Source organism: Priestia sp. FSL H7-0729 (assembly GCF_038005685.1).
In the GTDB taxonomy this organism is placed as follows: Bacteria; Bacillota; Bacilli; order Paenibacillales; family Paenibacillaceae; genus Paenibacillus.
On the sequence record NZ_JBBOTQ010000002.1, the window covers coordinates 417,760 to 436,841 of the forward strand.

The 19,082-nt window shown below is 45.9% G+C and carries 22 protein-coding genes and 1 riboswitch; of the genes, 19 read left to right on the forward strand and 3 right to left on the reverse strand.

Going from position 1 to position 19,082, the window contains the following annotated elements; all coding sequences use genetic code 11:
* The first annotated feature begins 46 nt into the window (after nt 1-46).
* The 3 genes from MHH93_RS08380 (at nt 47) to MHH93_RS08390 (ending at nt 2,520) form a co-directional block, all read left to right on the forward strand.
* Nucleotides 47-487 carry a DUF350 domain-containing protein gene (locus MHH93_RS08380; RefSeq protein WP_253432772.1) on the forward strand — a complete coding sequence of 147 codons (441 nt, stop codon included), beginning with the start codon at nt 47-49 and terminating at the stop codon, nt 485-487.
* 120 nt (nt 488-607) lie between these two features.
* Nucleotides 608-1,174 (forward strand): hypothetical protein, encoded by a 567-nt coding sequence (locus tag MHH93_RS08385; protein WP_500053654.1) that lies wholly within the window; start codon nt 608-610, stop codon nt 1,172-1,174.
* A 131-nt stretch (nt 1,175-1,305) separates the two neighbouring features.
* Complete coding sequence (locus MHH93_RS08390) at nt 1,306-2,520, forward strand: MFS transporter (protein WP_500053655.1); 1,215 nt, start codon at nt 1,306-1,308, stop codon at nt 2,518-2,520.
* Nucleotides 2,521-2,597: 77 nt separating this feature from the next.
* Here the strand turns inward: MHH93_RS08390 and MHH93_RS08395 are convergent, their stop codons facing one another.
* Nucleotides 2,598-3,824: an NAD(P)/FAD-dependent oxidoreductase gene (locus MHH93_RS08395; RefSeq protein ID WP_500053656.1), complete on the reverse strand. Its 1,227-nt coding sequence runs from the start codon at nt 3,822-3,824 to the stop codon at nt 2,598-2,600.
* A gap of 98 nt (nt 3,825-3,922) precedes the next feature.
* Here MHH93_RS08395 and MHH93_RS08400 point away from each other — a divergent pair, with 98 nt between their 5' ends.
* The 7 genes from MHH93_RS08400 to MHH93_RS08430 all read left to right on the forward strand — a co-directional run bounded on the left by MHH93_RS08400 (nt 3,923) and on the right by MHH93_RS08430 (nt 8,180).
* Nucleotides 3,923-4,156 carry a hypothetical protein gene (locus tag MHH93_RS08400; RefSeq protein ID WP_339240841.1) on the forward strand — a complete coding sequence of 78 codons (234 nt, stop codon included), beginning with the start codon at nt 3,923-3,925 and terminating at the stop codon, nt 4,154-4,156.
* Between the two features lie 35 nt (nt 4,157-4,191).
* Nucleotides 4,192-4,587, forward strand: a complete 396-nt coding sequence (locus tag MHH93_RS08405) for a spore coat protein (protein ID WP_500053657.1) — start codon at nt 4,192-4,194, stop codon at nt 4,585-4,587.
* Between the two features lie 160 nt (nt 4,588-4,747).
* Nucleotides 4,748-5,248, forward strand: a complete 501-nt coding sequence (locus MHH93_RS08410; RefSeq protein ID WP_024628343.1) for an Lrp/AsnC family transcriptional regulator — start codon at nt 4,748-4,750, stop codon at nt 5,246-5,248.
* Between the two features lie 13 nt (nt 5,249-5,261).
* A complete protein-coding gene (locus tag MHH93_RS08415) occupies nt 5,262-6,470 on the forward strand; it encodes an aminotransferase class I/II-fold pyridoxal phosphate-dependent enzyme (protein ID WP_500053658.1) in 1,209 nt (402 codons plus the stop codon).
* 188 nt (nt 6,471-6,658) lie between these two features.
* Nucleotides 6,659-6,880: an aspartyl-phosphate phosphatase Spo0E family protein gene (locus tag MHH93_RS08420; protein WP_190945119.1), complete on the forward strand. Its 222-nt coding sequence runs from the start codon at nt 6,659-6,661 to the stop codon at nt 6,878-6,880.
* Nucleotides 6,881-7,048: 168 nt separating this feature from the next.
* Nucleotides 7,049-7,600 carry a hypothetical protein gene (locus MHH93_RS08425; RefSeq protein WP_500053659.1) on the forward strand — a complete coding sequence of 184 codons (552 nt, stop codon included), beginning with the start codon at nt 7,049-7,051 and terminating at the stop codon, nt 7,598-7,600.
* A 37-nt stretch (nt 7,601-7,637) separates the two neighbouring features.
* Nucleotides 7,638-8,180, forward strand: a complete 543-nt coding sequence (locus MHH93_RS08430) for a bifunctional adenosylcobinamide kinase/adenosylcobinamide-phosphate guanylyltransferase (RefSeq protein ID WP_500053660.1) — start codon at nt 7,638-7,640, stop codon at nt 8,178-8,180.
* 82 nt (nt 8,181-8,262) lie between these two features.
* Here MHH93_RS08430 and MHH93_RS08435 read toward each other — a convergent pair whose 3' ends face one another.
* Complete coding sequence (locus tag MHH93_RS08435) at nt 8,263-8,874, reverse strand: DedA family protein (protein WP_500053661.1); 612 nt, start codon at nt 8,872-8,874, stop codon at nt 8,263-8,265.
* A gap of 149 nt (nt 8,875-9,023) precedes the next feature.
* On the opposite strand from MHH93_RS08435, the gene MHH93_RS08440 reads away from it, so the two are divergent.
* The 8 genes from MHH93_RS08440 (at nt 9,024) to MHH93_RS08475 (ending at nt 16,347) form a co-directional block, all read left to right on the forward strand.
* Nucleotides 9,024-9,599 carry a cob(I)yrinic acid a,c-diamide adenosyltransferase gene (locus MHH93_RS08440; protein WP_036610088.1) on the forward strand — a complete coding sequence of 192 codons (576 nt, stop codon included), beginning with the start codon at nt 9,024-9,026 and terminating at the stop codon, nt 9,597-9,599.
* On the forward strand, nt 9,596-10,579 hold the full coding sequence (locus MHH93_RS08445; protein ID WP_500053662.1) for an RluA family pseudouridine synthase: 984 nt from the start codon (nt 9,596-9,598) through the stop codon (nt 10,577-10,579). The genes MHH93_RS08440 and MHH93_RS08445 overlap by 4 nt, the downstream gene beginning before the upstream one ends.
* 407 nt (nt 10,580-10,986) lie before the next feature.
* The gene (locus tag MHH93_RS08450; protein ID WP_338592954.1) at nt 10,987-11,352 is read left to right on the forward strand and encodes an arsenate reductase family protein; all 366 of its coding nucleotides are present in this window, start codon (nt 10,987-10,989) and stop codon (nt 11,350-11,352) included.
* Nucleotides 11,353-11,491: 139 nt separating this feature from the next.
* Nucleotides 11,492-12,385 carry a 5'-3' exonuclease gene (locus MHH93_RS08455; protein ID WP_500053663.1) on the forward strand — a complete coding sequence of 298 codons (894 nt, stop codon included), beginning with the start codon at nt 11,492-11,494 and terminating at the stop codon, nt 12,383-12,385.
* On the forward strand, nt 12,382-13,497 hold the full coding sequence (locus MHH93_RS08460) for a phosphodiester glycosidase family protein (protein WP_500053664.1): 1,116 nt from the start codon (nt 12,382-12,384) through the stop codon (nt 13,495-13,497). The genes MHH93_RS08455 and MHH93_RS08460 overlap by 4 nt, the downstream gene beginning before the upstream one ends.
* A 30-nt stretch (nt 13,498-13,527) precedes the next feature.
* The gene (locus tag MHH93_RS08465) at nt 13,528-14,214 is read left to right on the forward strand and encodes an MOSC domain-containing protein (RefSeq protein ID WP_500053665.1); all 687 of its coding nucleotides are present in this window, start codon (nt 13,528-13,530) and stop codon (nt 14,212-14,214) included.
* A gap of 76 nt (nt 14,215-14,290) precedes the next feature.
* Entirely contained in the window at nt 14,291-15,169 is an 879-nt protein-coding gene (locus MHH93_RS08470) for an ROK family protein (protein WP_500053666.1), read from the forward strand.
* Nucleotides 15,170-15,345: 176 nt separating this feature from the next.
* The gene (locus MHH93_RS08475) at nt 15,346-16,347 is read left to right on the forward strand and encodes an HRDC domain-containing protein (protein ID WP_500053667.1); all 1,002 of its coding nucleotides are present in this window, start codon (nt 15,346-15,348) and stop codon (nt 16,345-16,347) included.
* Between the two features lie 70 nt (nt 16,348-16,417).
* Here MHH93_RS08475 and corA read toward each other — a convergent pair whose 3' ends face one another.
* Nucleotides 16,418-17,353 (reverse strand): magnesium/cobalt transporter CorA, encoded by a 936-nt coding sequence (corA, locus tag MHH93_RS08480; protein ID WP_062833460.1) that lies wholly within the window; start codon nt 17,351-17,353, stop codon nt 16,418-16,420.
* Nucleotides 17,354-17,804: 451 nt separating this feature from the next.
* Nucleotides 17,805-17,928: riboswitch (SAM riboswitch) on the forward strand.
* A gap of 236 nt (nt 17,929-18,164) precedes the next feature.
* On the opposite strand from corA, the gene metA reads away from it, so the two are divergent.
* Complete coding sequence (metA, locus tag MHH93_RS08485) at nt 18,165-19,082, forward strand: homoserine O-acetyltransferase MetA (RefSeq protein WP_500053668.1); 918 nt, start codon at nt 18,165-18,167, stop codon at nt 19,080-19,082.

Below are 19,082 nucleotides of genomic sequence, written 5' to 3' on the forward strand. Positions count from 1 at the left end.
TCCATGAATCAATGATATTCTGCGGCCTTATTCATGAAGGTCGCAGATGGGGAGAGGGGAACGGTGCGTGAAAGAAAGCATTGACCAATTGCTGTCTCATCCTTTGGGGATGGTACTCGGTTTTTTCTCGGTAGCGATTATGGAGCTGCTTGTGTTTCTAGCTTGCTTCGAACTGGTGACCAAGTATAAATGCTGGACTGAGATCAAGAAGGGCAATGTGGCTGTTGCGATGGCTACAGGAGGCAAGATCTTCGGGATTTGCAACGTACTGCGGTTCTGCATACAGGCCAAATCTTCGGTATATGAAGCCATGACGTGGTCTTTTGTAGGGTTTATTCTTCTGCTCATTGCCTATTTTTTGTTCGAATTCCTGACACCCGTGTTCTCCATTGATAAGGAGATCGAAGCGGATAACCGAGCTGTCGGATTGATATCCATGATTATTTCAGTCTCGCTGTCGTTTGTTATTGGCGCGAGCATTATCTAGGGGGACCGGTCATGAAGATATTGATACGGATTCTGTTTGCGGCATCGATCGTGTTTTTTGCCATCGGTGTGATCTATGTAATGAATACATGATGATATGAAAGAGAAAGGTTGATTGAATATGGAAACAACAATATGCCCTTGGTGTCAAACGGAAATTGTATGGGATGAGGAACTCGGCCCTGAAGAAGAGTGTCCATACTGCCACAATGAATTGAAGGGGTATCGAACGCTCAACATTAACATCGGTGACGAAGAGAACGATGAAGCAGAGGACGACATCTATGATGTGGATGATGTAAAAGATGAGGAACAGACTACGGATCTTACAGATCTGTGGGGGGATGAAGTTGAACTCAAATTGCCGGAGTTACGAACGTTGACCAAATATGCGGATGAAGGTAATGACCTCATTCAGTACGAACAAGGTGTTCAGAAGCAACTTGATCATCAGGAAGAAGTACCGGAGTGCCCGAATTGCCGGGAGTTCATGATTCTTGCAGGTACGAAATCTACTACGCAGGATAACTTCATGCCCGTTGCTAACGCAGCTTCAGGCGAAGGGTCACTATTGTCACCACCTTTTAAGGTGCTGACCTATATATGCTCGGGATGTTTCCAAGTTCAATACAGTCTGTCTGAGGAAGACCGTCTGCGTCTGATTCAGAACCTGAGTACGCAGGAATAAGCGTTTCCTAGATACAAACCACAATTTCAAAGCAATCCTGAAGATTCATCATGTTTTCTTCTTGCTTGGGGCACGTTAACCCTAAGACCTACCTGTACACAGTTCACTTCAGGTGGATGAAGGAGGAGCAGATGAAGATTACTTTAGGCCGACAATCCATTCTGCTTTTGGGCGTGAATGGATTGTTTGCGTTAGCCGGAGCGCTGTCGGGAACCTTTTTGAATGTGTTTCTGTGGAAAAGCCGCCCGGATTATGCCATGTTGGGATGGTTCACTCTCAGCCAGCAACTGACCATTGGACTGACATTCTGGCTTGCTGGTAAATGGGTCAAGGAACACAATAAAATGAGTGCACTACGACTAGGTACTGCGCTGTCCGGCATATTTTATATGATCGTCCTATGGGCTGGTTCCAAAGCTGTAGACTGGATATGGCCTTTAGGTATACTACTGGGCTGTTCACTGGGGCTATTCTGGATCGCATTTAATGTTGTGTATTTTGAAATAACGGATCGGGAAAACAGGGATCTATTCAATGGCTGGGTCGGGTTACTTGGTTCGATGACAGGAATTATAGGTCCTTGGTTCTCCGGTCTAATTATTACTCGCATGACAGACAACACAGGATATCGGCTGATCTTTACGGTATCGCTTGTCATTTATGTTATCGCGGTAGTCTTCAGTTTTTTTCTGAAAAAAAGAAAGGTGAGCGGTACATACCGCTGGTCTGAACCCTGGATACAGCTATCCAAACCAAATAGTCCCTGGAGAACCTTAGCCTTGGGGTTATTCGCTCAGGGCGCAAGGGAAGGTGTCTTTGCCTTCCTGATTGCACTGTTGGTATTTTTGGCCACGGAACAGGAGTACAAATTGGGGCAGTTCTCACTCATCACTTCAGCTGTGGCACTCGTAAGTTATTGGGCAGCCGGGAAATGGTTCAAACCACAGTTCAGATCGAAAGGCATGTTCATTGGAGCCCTCATTCTGCTCGTTGTGCTCTTTCCTCTTCTCTGGAAAGTCACCTATGGTACCCTGTTAATCATGGGAATTGGGAGTGCTGTTGCGATGCCGTTGTATGTACTGCCGATGATATCAGCGGGATTCGACATGATGGGCACAAGTGGCGAAAATGTGGAGAAAAGGGTTGAACTTGTCGTTTTGAGAGAGTTATGCCTGATGCTTGGCAGACTATCTGGATTGGTCATATTCATTGTGACGGTCTTAAATGATCCGTCTCTACGTATGTTAACCTGGCTTATTATTGTCCTCGGAGCTTCTCCGCTAATCGGATGGATCTTCATGCGCAAATTATTGAACCGAACGGAAGGGCGAGAGCCTTCGGCTTAGCAGGTTTCCAAATATAGAAACAGGGTACAGCGACGGGAAAGAGAACTTTCCGTGTGCTGTACCCTGTTTGTATTGATTTATTTTCCTGCAGGAGATGGTTTACTTGTACGTGTGAGTGAGAATAGATCCATATCGGGGTTTGGTTTGCCGGCAATTGCATCCACAATTAAGGAAGCAGCAATCATGCTGTATACAGTCCCGTTACCCCCATAACCTTCTACAAAATATGAATGCGGATAATCGGGATGTGTACCGATCAGTGGGAGGCCATCATTCGTATTACCAAACACGGCACCCCAGGCATAATCGACTTCAAGATCATCTAAAGGGAAATAGGAGCGGACCTCTTCCAGGAGTGTATTTCCCCGATGTCTTGCTCGTATTTCACGTTGATCCTCCCGAGGTATTTCTTCATCCAAACCGCCTGCGATGATTCTTCCGTCGGGTGTTGTTCGCATATATAAATAGGGGCGTGCCGTCTCCCAAATCATGCTGTGTTCAAACCATTCACTAAGATCAGACAACGGTTTGGTAGCAATCGCATAAGTCGTTTTCAGATAGGCTCCACGATCCTTTTTGATATCCTGTGTCTCGTAACCGGCAGCAAATATGACCTTCTTCGCACGGATTTTACCGTTGGAAGTGTGGCATAATACACCTTCTTCATCGTACTCACAGTGTATCATCTCGGTCTGACCATAAATTCGAGCGCCAAGATTATTTGCGGATTCAAACAAGGCATGAACAAAACGATAGGGATTCACTTCTGCATCTCCCATTGTATATAGGGCAGCGGGTTTGCTGAAGGGGAAATGTTGGCTTATTTTGTCGGCATCCCACAGTTCGGCTTCAAAACCATAACGCTTCAAGGTCTGATATTCTTCCTCCAATTGGGCCACATCATCTTCACTGCTTGCAAAACAAAGACTTGTTCGCGGAATAAACCAGGGGTCTGTATCCAGACTGTCTGCAATTCGAGCAAGCTGTTTCATGGCTTCACGACACAGCTCATAAAAACGTACGCCTGTCGCTTCACCAAAAGTGTTGATACATGAGGTTAGTGTTTTGTCATTGGTATATTGTAAAAGACCTGTATTGGCAGAACTGCTGCCGTGAGCAATGTCTCGCTTATCAATGACAACGGTATTAACGCCCTGCTCCGTCAGTAGTTTAGATGTCAACGCGCCCCCCATGCCCCCACCAATGATGAGGCAGTCACAAGAGATGTCTTCTTGCAGAGCAGGATAATTAAATGTTGAATTGAAAGTGGAGGGCCAGAAAGGTGTGCCATAGACCAGATCCATTAGAAACATCTCCTTTTATAATTTAAATTTGTATACTTTTGTGTGACCGGGTTAACAATAATTGCGCATAAACTATATGCCGAGGAGGCCAGCGAAACATGCAGAATCATACGATGCAAGCATTAAGTCCCAAGGAATTAAACTATATTGCGGACTCGATCACCAATGAAGAACTGCTGATTAAGCAGTGTGCAGCCACAGCTTCCATCACACATAATCCACAAATTCAACAGGCACTGAATCACTATGTTCGCTCACATGAACAGCATCTGAACACACTTGTCAATGCGCTTCAGCAACATCAGTCTCTTGCACCGACGCAAGCTCAGTAATTGAACACTACTCTAACTGTATAGGAGGAAAACGCATGTATTCTCAATCTTTATCATCTAATGGCTCTTTTATGCAGGAGCAGGATCTGCTAAAGTCGATCCTTGCAGATTTAAGACGAACCTCGCGTGAATATACGACTGCGACTACGGAAGCTTCATGCCCCATGACACGTCGAATGTTCACCGATTTAACAAACGATACCCTGAGATTGCAAGGAGAACTGTTCAATCTGATGCAGCAAAACAACATGTATTCTGTGTCGGCCAAAGCACTCCGTCAGGATGTGGACAAGCAAATCCAGTCTGCACACCAGACCCAACAGAAGTGTCAGCAATTCATTCAGGAAAAGAATACGCAGAACAGCTCGTATAGCCAAGCTCCTAATGTGCCTCAGCATCAGCCGAATTACGGTAACCCTTATTACATGTAACCTTTGCAAAAGAGGTTTGAAGCACCTAGCGTTCCAGGACCATACCACCGCCTGCCCGAATTCAAGGCAGGCGGTCTTTTGTCTATGCATCAACGTTAAATTCATGTAATATAAGTATTAATTCATTTTCAGGAACCTGGATGACGCTGGAGGGAAAACCATGAAAGATTTGAACGATCTGCAACTAAAAGTTCTGGATCTGTTGAAGGAAGACGCGAGAAGGACTCCCGCACTGCTGTCGACGCTGCTGGGGGAGTCGGAAGACAAGATCAAAAACGCCGTGGCACAGCTTGAACAAGACCACGTCATCGTGAAATACGCAACCGTCGTGAACTGGAGCAAAATAGATGATGAAAAAGTAACGGCCCTGATTGAGGTGCAGATCACGCCGGAGCGTGGTCGTGGCTTTGAAGGGATTGCCGAACGCATTTATCTCTATCCGCAAGTGAAATCCGTATATCTCATGTCAGGTGCATACGATCTGCTCGTTGAAGTGGAAGGTGGCAACCTGCGTGAAGTCGCTAATTTTGTGTCGGAGAAACTGTCTCCGATAGACTCTGTACTTTCAACCAAAACGAATTTTATTCTTAAAAAATATAAGCAGGACGGGATTATTTTTGAAGACCATCAGGAAGACAACCGTCTCATGATCTCGCCGTAAAGGAAGATGTGTCATGATAGTGAATGAACAGACAACCGGGAACAACAAGAAAATGACATCTTATCTGGCACCCCTCGTGCAGCAGATACCTCCATCCGGAATTCGTAAATTTTTTGATCTGGTTGGAGACAACAAGGATATTATTACATTGGGTGTGGGTGAACCTGACTTTGTTACACCTTGGCATATGCGTGAAGCCTGTGTATACTCGCTGGAAAGAGGTATGACGAGCTACACATCCAACGCAGGTATGCCGAAGTTGAGAGAAGCCATTAGTGAATATCTGGATACTCAGTTTGATACCAAATATGATCCAAAGGATGAGATTATTGTTACCGTGGGTGGCAGTGAAGCGATTGATCTGGCTTTGCGCGCATTAATCGTACCTGGCGACGAGATTCTTATTCCTGAACCTTCGTACGTAGCTTATTCACCAATCGCTTCAATCGGTGGCGGTATACCGGTTGGTGTTGAAACCTACGCGAAAGATCAGTTCAAGTTAACGGCCGAAGCACTTGAAGCTGGTATCACACCGAAGTCGAAAGTGGTTATTCTGTGTTATCCGAGTAATCCTACCGGGGCCATCATGACGTATGAAGAGTGGCTGCCTATTGCTGAAGTGATTAAAAAGCATGATCTGATTGTGATCGCTGATGAAATTTATGCTGAATTGACGTATATGCAAAAACATGTTAGCTTTGCAGCTATTCCTGACATGAAGGAGCGGACCATTCTCGTAAGCGGATTTTCGAAGGCTTTTGCAATGACAGGTTGGCGGATTGGTTACATGTGTGGTCATCCTGAGCTTATTGCGGCCATGCTCAAAATTCATCAGTATACAGTAATGTGTGCACCGGCCATGGGCCAGGTTGCTGCACTTGAGGCATTAACGAACGGTTTGGGTGAGAAAGACCGCATGGTAGAATCGTATAATCAGCGTAGACGTTTGATTGTACAGGGATTCAGGGATATTGGACTCGATTGTCATGAACCTCAGGGAGCATTCTATGCATTCCCGAGCATTCAAAAGACAGGTATGAGTTCTGACCTGTTTGCCGAGCGATTGTTAACGGAGAATAAAGTTGCTGCTGTTCCCGGCAATGTTTTTGGCCCTCAGGGTGAAGGCTTCTTGCGTTGTTCTTATGCTACTTCTGTAACCCAATTGAATGAAGCTTTGGAACGTATCGGAAACTTTGTTTACAAATTGCAAAAAGAGGGTTAATACTAAAGTAGAATCTTTTTACAAATGTGACATTGTTACCGTTGGAAAAAAATAACTTTCTTTTACAAAATAATGTGATATAATTTCAATTTGAAATAAGTTTTCATATATTTGGAAAACATTTTTCCAAGGAGGGGTTAGCTTTGTTTTGTGTTGAATATGATTTACCGACGAATCGTGGGCACGTTCTGGCAGAAGGCGATCATGGCGACCGATGGTCGGTGAAACCCGATAACGCATCTTTGCATGACATTTCCTTGGAAGATGAAATTCATATGCTTCGTCTCAAGATGGAACAGATCTTCCTCGAAGAGAAATCATTCACATCCGATATTGTAATTGAAATCAGCAGTTTGCTGGATTTAAAGATTAATGAGTATATGAAGGCTAACCCGATTAAAGGAAAATAACGTTTATGTTGGATTGAAACGTTTCATTAATCGAATTAGAAAGGGAGACCTGAGAGGGTCTTCTTTTTTTGTGTGTAAAGGCAGGATGATCGCCCAATAAAACAGGTTATTTTTTTGCGTGGAACAATTGTGATATATTGGACATAGGAGACTAAAGGGGGAACTGGAATGAAGAGATTTTGGGGGCTTACTGCGATCATTTCTATCGTTTTTCTGCTTGCTGGTTGTGGAGGTAAAGATGGTTTTTCCATTTTTATCATTGATAACCAAGGAAATCCATCTGTAATCTCAGAACAGTTACAGGCCAATCTGCAACAGAAACTGGGCGAGGAACCCAAGGTGGAAGTGATCACCAGTGCGATGTATGATGTTCAGAAAATTATGGTAGAGTATGCGGCTGGAGGACATGATATCTTCATTTTGCCTGAATCTGACATGAAACAATACGGAAGTAATGGCTCCAATATTCCGCTGGATGATACGTTTGATCCCAAGAAATTTGAACGGGGTGTATTTGAGGGTGGAGTATTGGTAGAGACGGGTGAAGGAGATGGGGGTTCAGATATCAAGCAAGAATCACATCTTTACGGCATTCCGCTCGAAGATATGAAAATGTTTAAAGATGTAGAATATGCTGCGAGCAATCTGTTCGCCACCATTCCAGTGTCATCTTCCAATGTCGAAGAATCTAAGAAAGTACTGAAGGCACTGACAGAGTAAAGAAAATTCAGAATGGCTATGGAAGGAGGGAAGCGGATTGCTGATTACGGTCACAGGCGGAATAGGTAGTGGTAAAACCCGGTTTGCCCTGAAGTACGCAGCGGGGATTAGCCGGGAGGGTGTATATTTATCCACTGGTGATCATGATCCCGTTATTCCCGAATTGCCATCCGCTCATTATCGTGCCATTCATGCCGGGAACGGTCAGCATCTGACAGAGGTGATCACCCAGATTAATCGGGAATCCAATCTGTTTTTGGCGGATCAGCGAATTTTAATTGTAGACAGTTTGACCTCCTGGATGGCTGCCGGCTTCAGGGCAACAGAGGATCTGAATCATCAGCGTTCAGAGACACAGCTTTTGCTTGATGCGTTATTGTCTTATCAGGGAAAATTGCTTGTGATTACCAATGAAATGCATGGCACGTTGCATCCTACAGAGGAAGAACGAATATTTACAGCGAGAATGGCTTCGGTTAACCGGATGCTGCAGGTACATGCTGAAAAGATGTACATGCTGGTATCCGGATTGGCTATCGATCTTAAGAGTCAGGGCATGCGAGATGAAGATGAACGATAGTGAGATGAGATAAACGGGTGACATAAAGAAGCCTCCTTAACCACGAATTGGTGGCGAGGAGGCTTTATTTATTAATCTTTTTTTATTTTTGCTTTTTGCTACGTCTGATCCACCAGATGATACATCCGACGACAATAATGGCCAGCATGACATACACTACGATGGAATAGACGTCCATAAAGTGCAATATGCTCTCCCACGATGCGCCAAGCGCAGCACCAACGCAGACAAGAATGACATTCCAGATCAATGTACCAATGGTTGTAAAGAGAAGGAATAAACCAAATTTCATATTGGACATGCCTGCGGGAATGGAGATCAGACTACGGACGAGGGGAACCATTCGGCAGAATAATACGGTCCACATGCCATATTTGTCAAACCATGCATCGACACGGTGAATATCCTCTTTTTTGATGCGCAGAACATGGCCCCAGCGTTCCACAATTTTCTCAAGGCGTTCGACGTCAATGAGTAGCCCAATACCATACAGGAGAACAGCACCAAGGACAGAACCAATAGTTGCAGCGATAATAACTCCTGGAAGAGTGAGACTGGTATAGGTGGTCATGAATCCGCCAAATGGCAAGATGATTTCGGATGGAATCGGGGGAAATACGTTCTCAAGAGCAATAATGAGTGCAATGCCTATGTAGCCGTATTGTTCCATGAAATCGGTTATCCAGTTTTGCATAATCGTCTCCTTTACTTTTGGTTTCCTTCGATTTGTCGTATACTCGGCAGAGCACACCAATTCTTATATACGTGTAAAGCGATAGGCGGGTTTCTGAAAAAATAGCATTCCCGTATTCATTAATGATATTAACAATTGGAGGGATAACGATGGGCATATATACACGAACAGGTGACGAAGGTCAGACTTCGGTTATTGGTGGACGTGTCATCAAGGATGATGACCGAGTAGAGGCCTATGGCACGATTGATGAATTGAACTGTTTTGTTGGCCAGGCGATCAGTCTTATTGACTCGGCTCAGGGCGAGTTCGAGGATCTGCGTGAACATCTGCTGGAAGTGCAGCAGGAACTGTTTGATTGCGGGTCGGATCTGGCCTTTGTGAAGATTAGTGAGACCAAATATAAGGTGAGAGATGAAATGGTCACACGTCTGGAACAATGGATCGACCAGTATGATGCAGAGAATCCAAAAGTGGAACGATTCATTATTCCAGGGGGCAGTCAGCTGTCTTCTGCTCTTCATGTCTGCCGTACGGTGTGTCGTCGCGCAGAGCGTCGCACGGTAACACTGGGACAACATACGGATATTAATCCGTCTGTGCGACGGTATCTAAACCGACTGTCTGATTACTTCTTCGTGGTTGCACGGACGGCCAATGCAAGACAACAGGTGGCGGATATTGAATATGTGCGGAGCAAAAAAGTCTTCCGCCGCAAAGAATGAGCCAATATTATTCGCCGCTTGTCTACACGGTGACCGAACAAGAAGATGGCTGGCTGCTGAAGACCGTGCTTCAGCGCCGGCTGCTGGTGTCGCGTAAGCTTTTGTCCAAAATCAAGCTGACGGAGCAAGGTGTCATGCTAAATGGAGAGCGAGTATACATTAGCGTCAAGGTAGCTGCGGGAGATGTTGTTGAAGTTCGGATGGAGCAAGAGGAATCGGATGATATTTTGCCTGAACCTATTCCCTTTACCGTTCTGTATGAAGACGAGCATTTGCTTATAGTTAACAAGGATGCGGGCATCATCGTTCATCCAACACATGGTCATTACACAGGTACTTTGGCGAATGGGGTTGTGCATTACTGGAAATCCAAGGGTGAGCGCTTCCGGTTCAGACCGATTCATCGGCTTGATCAGGAAACGTCAGGTGTGCTCGCGATAGCCAAGAATCCCTATGTGCACCAGCACGTATCTGAACAGATGATTGCAGGGACGGTAGATAAGAAATATATCGCGCTTGTACACGGTAGCCCTGTCCCGGAACAAGGATCGGTGGATGGACCGATTGACCGCGATCCTGAAGAGCCACACCGCCGAATTGTAACACCTGATGGTTACGCTGCAAGAACGTTGTACACGACCTTAACACGTTGGTCAGGGGGCAGTGCCAGTGCGATAAGTCTCAAGCTGGAAAGTGGAAGAACCCACCAGATCCGGGTACATATGACGTCCATCGGCTGTCCATTAATTGGTGATCGGATGTACAAGACACTACCTGTGCATGAGATTGATGAGCAGACCAGGGCTGTTCGGGAAGAACGGGATAGCTGGATTGAACGTCAGGCATTACATGCCTGCGAGCTGACGTTTGAGCATCCAATTCTACGAGAACGCATGACGTTCCAGGCTCCTTTTCCAGCAGATATGGCCACACTGGAGAATCGTTTGAATGATGAGGCAGCTCCCAGGGAAGAGCTGTAGGAAGCTGTGATGGGGCTCTTAGTTCTGCATCCTGTGTCGCAGTCTCTTGCACGGCCCGTCCTGCTTGGGAGCAACAATGATTGGCTATTCCATGTGAGGGGACTTAATGCACCCGAACAACATGCCGTTGGCTAATCTTTATGGTTTCATGGTCTAATGTATTGATGTTTACCAATCTCATGTTAAATATTTCAAAAATTAAAATCTCGAAAGCTTTTTAGAATATAAAAGCTTTAAGATTTTGACCCGAAAATATAGCGAATGTGTGTTTTTGAACTCATTCGTAAAAGTCAGTAAAATTGCATGGCGATGGTATCGATTTGGAGCGACTTTTGGATTTGCGAAGCAAACCAAGGGAAGCGAGAAGTCGAAACCGGAGCCACACCGGAGCCACAGGAGGTAAATCAATGAGCAACTTAAAAGTATATCAATATGCCAAATGCGGCACATGCCGCAAGGCTGTAAAATGGCTTGAAGCGCAAGGACATGAGCTGGAGCTAATCCCCATTTTCGACACACCGCCATCAGAATCTGAACTAACAGAACTGATCCAAAAGAGTGGGCTAGAGGTGAAGAAGTTCTTTAATACGAGCGGGGAAGTATACAAAGAACAACAACTGAAGGACAAGCTGCCAGGCATGTCCGCTGATGAACAGATTCGTTTGCTGGCTTCCAATGGTCGTCTGATCAAACGTCCGATTGTTACGGATGGAGAAAAGGTGACGGTTGGATTCAAGGAAGAAACGTACGAGCAGGAATGGAATAACGCGTAAACGTGCTGAATATCAGCCTTGAATTGTTCAAAATTCAGGGCTTTTTTGCCTGAACGATGGTTGGCGGAACTATGCTATAATGATAAAATTAGTTTCGATATTTTATATGATAGATTTAGATAGGAGAGAACAAATTCAAGTGAATCAACGTAATGAACCTACTTTGTTGCTGGTAGACGGTATGGCGGTGTTGTTCCGTGCTTTTTATGCGACATCTGCAAGCGGATATATCAGACGTACAAAGGCAGGATTGCCTACCAACGCAGTCTACGGATTTATCCGTTATTTCTGGGATGCGGTTCAGACTTTTGGGCCAAGTCATGTCGTATGTTGTTGGGATATGGGCGGTAAGACGTTCCGCGGTGAAGAATATGCAGCTTATAAAGGCAACCGGGCCGAAGCTCCGGATGACCTGATTCCCCAGTTTGCTCTGATTCGTGAAGTCATGGATAGCCTGGGTATTCCGAATATAGGTGCACAAGGATTCGAAGCCGACGATTGCATCGGGACGCTTGCTAAGTATTATACCGAAGAGACCGATATGAATGTTATGGTACTGACGGGTGACCACGACATGTTGCAACTGATCAATGACCGCACGAGTATCATTATTATGAAAAAAGGCCATGGCAACTACATGGTGTATAACACTGAAACGCTCATGGCCGAGAAACAACTGACACCTCGTCAAGTGATTGACATGAAGGGTCTGATGGGAGATGCCAGTGACAATTATCCCGGAGTACGGGGAATTGGTGAGAAAACAGCGTTGAAGCTTGTACAGGAGTACGGCTCCATTGAAGGAATTTTGAGCAACATGGATAAACTGACCCCTTCGGTGCGTAACAAGATTGAGAATGATCTGGACATGCTTCATCTGTCCCGCAAACTGGCAGAGATTCATTGTGCTGTTCCGGTTGCCTGTGCGCTGGATGTCTGTGAATTGCGTCTTGATCCAGATATGGTGATGGACAAGTTTGAACAACTTGAGATGAAGAGCCTAGGCTCTTGGATGGGAGTGGCAATAGGGTGAGCAACAAGCAGAACGTACGAACAGGCAAAAAGTGGTGGACAGGGGCTATGGCCCTCGTCCTGGCCTTGCCCGTAATTCTTTCGGGAGCAGTAAGTGCGCCACAGACAGTGGATGCCAAAGCAGCAATTAGCACCAAAGTACAGAAAGTAAAAGCAGCAGGACGTAATTTTACCGTACAGACCGTTTCGATTCCGAAGGGAACACCGGTTACCGTGGGAATCGCGAAGAAGCAAGTGGGCCAGACGGCAACATTGCCATCGATTGTGAAGGCCTATGGTGCACAAGCAGCCATTAACGGAGCATTTTTCGAAGCATATAACGGAGCACCAGATCCATACGGTATGTTAATAGCAAATGGTAAGGTCATACATATTGGAAGATATGGAACATCCATCGGATTTAAGGAAGATGGCTCGGCAATTATGGATTCACTTCAGGTGAGTTTGACAGGTAAAGTAACGGATACAAAAGGCAAATCACGCAGTTGGTATGCGACATTTATTAATCGAACACCCTCTGCGAATGCCAGCATTACGATGCTGTATACCCCTGAACGAGGTGCCACAGTTGGGTTCAAAGGTGGCACTGCAGTAGTCATGGAGAAAGGCATCGTGACCAAAAAAGTGCCTAACACCAATGTAGCCATTCCTAAGAATGGCTCCGTATTGGTCTTCACAGGCAACCAAAAGTCTTCTTCAGATCGTTTCACCGTTGGTTCAACCGTAGAAATGAATTACAAATATACGAACGCAGCAGGTAAAGAGATTCCTTGGCAAGATGTGGTGACCGCTGTGGGAGCAGGTCCGCGTCTGGTGAAAGACGGCAAGGTAGCTGTAAATCCGACGAGTGAAGGTTTCAAGGATGCCAAGATTCTTAATGCTTCCGGAGCCAGAAGTGGTATCGCGATCATGGCGGATGGTTCTGTTATGCTGGCTACCGTTTCCGGAGCAACAATCAAGGAGTGGGCAGCGGTGATGCAAAAGCTTGGTGCGAAGCAGGCCATGAATCTGGATGGTGGCGCATCCTCAGGCATGTATGCCGGGGGTAAAATGCTGACCTCACCAGGTCGACTTTTGAGTAATACACTCGTATTTGGTGGCTCTGTTCGTTAAAAGTAAGTGATAATGGGAGGGATGACGCAAATGACACTCACATCTGATCGAAAGCCGGAGGAGGGCAGTACAGCTGTTCTAGCCATCAATGTAGGACTGCCACAACCGCTCCCTGGGCAGAAGCGTGAAGTGCTGAGCGGCATTGTGAAACACCCTGTAACCGACGCGGTTTTCCTGTCATTCACTGGAATGACAGGGGATGCGCAGGCGGATCTGGTGCATCATGGGGGCCCTGACAAGGCCGTTTGTGTATACGATTACAGTCGTTATCCGGAGCTGGAACAGTTGATGGATCGCAAGCTGGACTGGGGAGCTTGTGGAGAAAATCTGACGGTTGAAGGCTGTGCCGAAGAAGTCGTTCGGATTGGTGATGTCTACGAGTTGGGCGAAGCCACAGTGCAGGTCAGTCAGCCTAGACAACCTTGCTTCAAGCTGGGCGCGCGGTATGATTATAAGGAGCTGCCTGCTTATTTTCAGGAGAGTGGACATACCGGCTTTTACTTTCGTGTACTGCAAGAAGGTGAGGTTAAGCCTTCATCCATATTGCGACGGATCAGCACCGACCCAACATCAATGACAATTCTTGAAGCCAATCGGATTATGCATCAGGGGAAAGAAAATATCTATGGTATCCAGGCGTTGCTGGCCATTCCTTCGCTTTCAGATAGCTGGAGGCAAACGTTAATGAAACGATTGTCCAAGCTGGAGAACAAGTAGCAGGGTAATTATAGTACCATCCAGTTACGCACGAATGATTATTTCTTTTTTAAACTAACTTGGGAGTGTGACTAACATGACGATCTTAGGCGCAATTGAAGCAGGCGGAACCAAATTTGTATGTGGCATTGGCACAGAAAATGGAGAGGTTCTGGAACGCGTGAGTTTTCCCACGACGACACCGGAAGAAACCATGGCGCAAGTGATTTCGTTTTTTGAAGGCAAAGGCATTGAAGCTCTGGGCGTAGGTTCATTTGGTCCAATTGATCCGATTGAAGGAAGCCCGACGTATGGCTATATCACTACAACGCCAAAACCACATTGGGGACAGTATAACTTGATTGGCAAGCTCAAGGAGCATTTTGATGTACCGATGACATTCGATACGGATGTGAATGGTGCGGCACTTGGAGAAGCAACCTGGGGCGCTGCACAAGGTCTTGAGAGCTGTCTGTATATCACTGTGGGTACAGGTATTGGTGCAGGTGCTGTAGTTGGCGGTAAAATGGTCCATGGATTGTCACATCCAGAGATGGGACATATCATTGTACGCAGACATCCGGAGGATACATACGAAGGTTTCTGTCCGTATCATGGCGACTGCCTCGAAGGCCTTGCAGCAGGACCGGCCATTAACAAACGTTGGGAGCAACCTGCTTATGAACTGCCTGCAGATCATAAAGCATGGGAGATTGAAGCGCATTATCTGGCACATGCACTGATGAATTATGTTCTCATTCTCTCTCCACAGAAAATCGTCATGGGTGGCGGTGTGATGAAGCAGGAGCACCTCTTCCCGATGGTTCGTAGCAAACTGCAGGAGTTGCTGGCTGGATACGTTCAGCATCCTGCACTTCAATCCAAGATTGACCAGTATGTTGTTTCACCAGGACTTGGTGACAATGCAGGGCTGTGTGGTTCGCTCGCGCTTGCTAAATTGGCATTGAATAAGTAAATTATTAAGGGATTGACGAATTTTACCATTGTGGTATGATATGGGCAACAGCATAGCACGGTTAATGAGGAAGCACCTCTCTTGCATGGATTTTGCAGGAGAGGTGTTTTTTGTGCTGCCTGTAGGTAGAATAATTAAATCGTGTAGGCTGAAAAGTTATAGGGAGGGAACGGAAAATGGAAGTCATTTTCATGAACAGATTGTCCAGAATGTCAGATCAGAATGCAGAGTATGCACAGCTATGGATTGGGGAAGAGGAAGATAGTTGGCAGCTGGGATGGAGTCGCTACGAGGAAGGAGATCGTGAGGACAACATCTGGTATGAAGGGACTTCTTGGGAGGAACTGCTTCATATTTACCGTCACCAGCTTGCCACCCAGATGAGTGAGGGGTACCGACCGCAGTTACAGGGCCTATTTCATGAGAATGATGATTTGAAGTCACGCAGTTATGGTGGACAGCGACTCCATTGTTACAGTGAGTTATACGGTAATGAGCAGTTATATACGGATCTGTGCACCTGGCGCAGGAAGAGAGCCGTATCTGACCGGAAGGCACCGTATTTTATTGCAACGAATCGTCTGCTGCGTTTGATCAGTGCCTTTGTTCCGCAATCGATGGATGAACTGATGCAACTGCCGGGTGTAGGGGAGAGCAAAGCAACCGACTATGGTGCGGAATGGATGGAGATTACGAACGGTTTGGAGCGTTCAACGACATTCCCGCTGGAATGGGTATACACGGCGCTGAAGGAAGAAGAGTTTGAGAGCTGGTTATATAAGCAGAGAGAGCAGAAGTACAAGCAGGAACTTGATAAGTTCACCACGCGCAAGCAGGTGCTTGAAGGCATGAAGGAAGGGTATACGTTAGAGGAGATTGTTCAACGATCCGGATTATCCCGACGCGAGTTAATTGAGCTGTTAGAGGCACTGGATCACGAAGGTTATGACACCGATTGTCTTCTTGATGTGGAGCTGGCGGTGATGCCAGAGAACGAACAAGAGGCTGTATGGAGTGCGTATGAGGAGCTGGGAGATACCTTCCTGAAGCCAGTATTACATAAGGTGTATGGAGGAGATAAGCCCGACGGAGGAAGTCTGGAGCAGGTCTATGAAAGACTGCGCATGATTCGAATCCGCTTTCGTCGGCATGCAGAGACAGAGCGGAACGTAGGTTAGTTTTAGGATATTAACAAAGACGAGGCGGATCTCCAAGTGGAGCGCTTCGTCTTTGTTATTTCACAAGAGTTCATACCCAGTCTTTTTTGCGGAAAATGAAGAACATGCTCAGGCCCAGTGTAACCATCAGGCCAATTACAACAAAATAGCTGTATTTCCAGTTAAGCTCGGGCATATTCGTAAAGTTCATGCCGTATATACCGGTAATGACCGTAAGCGGCATGAAAACCGTTGTAATGGCGGTAAACACACGCATGATCTCATTCGCCCGGTTCGCAATACTGGACTGGTAGGCTTCTCGTAAGTTGCCCATCAAGTCCCGATACGTCTCAAAGGTCTCCGATATTTTTACAGCATTCTCATAGATGTCACTGAAATACTTTTGCAGTTGATCATCGATGAGACGCAGATCTTTTTTGTTCAGTGTATTAATGACCTCTTTCTGAGGTCCAAGCACTTTTTTCAACCATAGAATCTCACTGCGCAGCCCGATGATTTCATTCAGATGTGACTTTTTGGTATGCATCAGAATGTCTTCCTCAAGCTTCTCGATCCGAGCTTCAATCCGGTCACCTACGGTGAAATAATTATCAACGATCAAGTCAACCAGCAAATACAGCAGACGGTCCGGTGTACTGATTTCCTGTTCCCACAGGATTGGTTTCAGTGTGCGTAATTCGCTGACCTTCTGCTTTGTAACACTAATGATGAAATGTCTGCCGAGGAACAGGTTGACTGCACGCAGAAATATCTCTTCATCATCGAAACGAATGCTATTAATCACAATAAAATAATGGTTCTCATAAATTTCAATCTTCGGACGTTGTTCTTCGTCACTAAGACAGTCTTCCACAGCCAGATCATGCATCAAGAACAGCGGCTGAAGTACCGCCAAATCGTCTACGTCTGCATCAATCCAGTAAAATCCTTCCGCTGGTGGAGTCAGCGCCTGCTGAATGTCGTCCACCGGAATAAATACACCGTTGTTTACCAACCGGATTTTCATCGTTAATCTACTCCTTCTGCACCCGCCAACTTGGCGGATATTATCATTATGGGCGCAAAAAGAACAAATCAGCCGGTCGGCAGCGGAGCCTGGAGATCAGGGCTGCGTTCACTATAAGATCAAACGGAAGTCACGTCCCGCTGCCGGCATGCTGATGTCAATTCTCTATGCAGTTTGTCGGAATTCGGCTGCCAGTCAGGCCTCGGGTCGCCATCCATTTAATATGTCACCTCTCACATAAGGGTTTATAACACCTTGTTTAGTATACCGCTGGTACAAGGTGCTTTCAAGCGCAAAAATGTGTCTATTTCGCGCCCTGAGGCAGTGTATGACAACGGATGATGAACGGTTCCGATCTGGACAGCAGACATAGAACTGCAACTTGACGTGAGGGCATTAATGTAATAAAGTAGACGGTGAACCATATTAAATTACAATCTAATACAGCGAAATCTTATCAAGAGTAGGTGGAGGGACTGGCCCGATGAAACCCGGCAACCGGCGGTATACCGCACGGTGCTAATTCTTGCAGCGACCAAGTGTCAAGTGGCACTGTTGTAACTGAGAGATGAGAGAGGCGCATATCTATTTACATATGACCTTTCTCGAAATCCGAGGAAGGTCTTTGTCATATGCCCCGACTTCTCAGCAGTGATTTTCGCTAAGGAACTTGAGGTTGTATGTAACGTTGGATATGAAGAGCAATTCAATGTTTTTACAAGCTCAAGGCAGTCTATAACTGTATTGATGTGAAGACATCAAGCCAGCGTTAGCTGCATCTATCTATGCACAAGGAGGAGTTAGACTTACCATGCCAATCAAAATACCCGATACGCTACCCGCAAAAGAAGTACTTGAAGGAGAGAATATCTTCGTCATGGATGAAACTTCTGCCTACCAGCAAGATATTCGTCCACTCCGTATCGCTATATTAAACCTGATGCCTACAAAGGAAACGACCGAAACACAATTGCTTCGTCTGGTGGGAAACACGCCTATTCAAGTGGATGTTGTTCTCGTACATCCCAAATCTCATACATCGAAGAATACATCTCAGGAATATCTGGATTTGTTCTATAAAACCTTCGATGAGATTGAACACCGCCGTTTCGATGGCATGATTATTACCGGTGCCCCTGTGGAACAGATGGATTTCGAAGACGTGAACTATTGGAATGAAATCCAGGAGATCTTCGAATGGACCAAAACCAATGTGACATCCACCCTCCACATATGTTGGGCTTCCCAGGCAGGTTTATACCATCATTTTAACGTCCCTAAAGTTGCACTGGATGAGAAGTGTTTTGGCGTTTTCCCGCACACCATTAATAAACCACATGTTCCATTGTTGCGTGGATTCGATGAAGTATTCAACGTCCCACACTCCCGTCATACGGAAGTGCGACGTGAAGATATTGAAAAGAATGAGAAGTTAGAGATTTTGGCTGAATCCGAGGAAGCGGGTATTTTCCTGGTTGCTACCAAAGACGGCAAACAGATTTTTGCCACAGGACATGCCGAGTATGATCCCTTCTCATTAAAGTGGGAGTATGACCGAGATACAGCGAAAGGGATGGATATCGCACTACCTAGACATTATTATCCGAATGACGACCCTTCGCGTATACCACCGGCTACTTGGCGAGCTCATGCGAACTTATTATTCTCTAATTGGCTTAATTACTATGTGTATCAGGAAACACCTTACGATATTGGCCCGCAAATCTAA

Bases quoted from the DNA above. Each gene is read 5' to 3' on its own strand.
- metA (WP_500053668.1), top strand. From the start codon at position 18,165: ATGCCAATCAAAATACCCGATACGCTACCCGCAAAAGAAGTACTTGAA.
- MHH93_RS08465 (WP_500053665.1), top strand. From the start codon at position 13,528: ATGACACTCACATCTGATCGAAAGCCGGAGGAGGGCAGTACAGCTGTT.
- corA (WP_062833460.1), bottom strand. From the start codon at position 17,353: ATGAAAATCCGGTTGGTAAACAACGGTGTATTTATTCCGGTGGACGAC.
- MHH93_RS08380 (WP_253432772.1), top strand. From the start codon at position 47: ATGGGGAGAGGGGAACGGTGCGTGAAAGAAAGCATTGACCAATTGCTG.
- MHH93_RS08385 (WP_500053654.1), top strand. From the start codon at position 608: ATGGAAACAACAATATGCCCTTGGTGTCAAACGGAAATTGTATGGGAT.
- MHH93_RS08415 (WP_500053658.1), top strand. From the start codon at position 5,262: ATGATAGTGAATGAACAGACAACCGGGAACAACAAGAAAATGACATCT.
- MHH93_RS08395 (WP_500053656.1), bottom strand. From the start codon at position 3,824: ATGGATCTGGTCTATGGCACACCTTTCTGGCCCTCCACTTTCAATTCA.
- MHH93_RS08470 (WP_500053666.1), top strand. From the start codon at position 14,291: ATGACGATCTTAGGCGCAATTGAAGCAGGCGGAACCAAATTTGTATGT.
- MHH93_RS08425 (WP_500053659.1), top strand. From the start codon at position 7,049: ATGAAGAGATTTTGGGGGCTTACTGCGATCATTTCTATCGTTTTTCTG.
- MHH93_RS08445 (WP_500053662.1), top strand. From the start codon at position 9,596: ATGAGCCAATATTATTCGCCGCTTGTCTACACGGTGACCGAACAAGAA.
- MHH93_RS08475 (WP_500053667.1), top strand. From the start codon at position 15,346: ATGGAAGTCATTTTCATGAACAGATTGTCCAGAATGTCAGATCAGAAT.
- MHH93_RS08440 (WP_036610088.1), top strand. From the start codon at position 9,024: ATGGGCATATATACACGAACAGGTGACGAAGGTCAGACTTCGGTTATT.
- MHH93_RS08435 (WP_500053661.1), bottom strand. From the start codon at position 8,874: ATGCAAAACTGGATAACCGATTTCATGGAACAATACGGCTACATAGGC.
- MHH93_RS08450 (WP_338592954.1), top strand. From the start codon at position 10,987: ATGAGCAACTTAAAAGTATATCAATATGCCAAATGCGGCACATGCCGC.
- MHH93_RS08390 (WP_500053655.1), top strand. From the start codon at position 1,306: ATGAAGATTACTTTAGGCCGACAATCCATTCTGCTTTTGGGCGTGAAT.
- MHH93_RS08400 (WP_339240841.1), top strand. From the start codon at position 3,923: ATGCAGAATCATACGATGCAAGCATTAAGTCCCAAGGAATTAAACTAT.
- MHH93_RS08405 (WP_500053657.1), top strand. From the start codon at position 4,192: ATGTATTCTCAATCTTTATCATCTAATGGCTCTTTTATGCAGGAGCAG.
- MHH93_RS08410 (WP_024628343.1), top strand. From the start codon at position 4,748: ATGAAAGATTTGAACGATCTGCAACTAAAAGTTCTGGATCTGTTGAAG.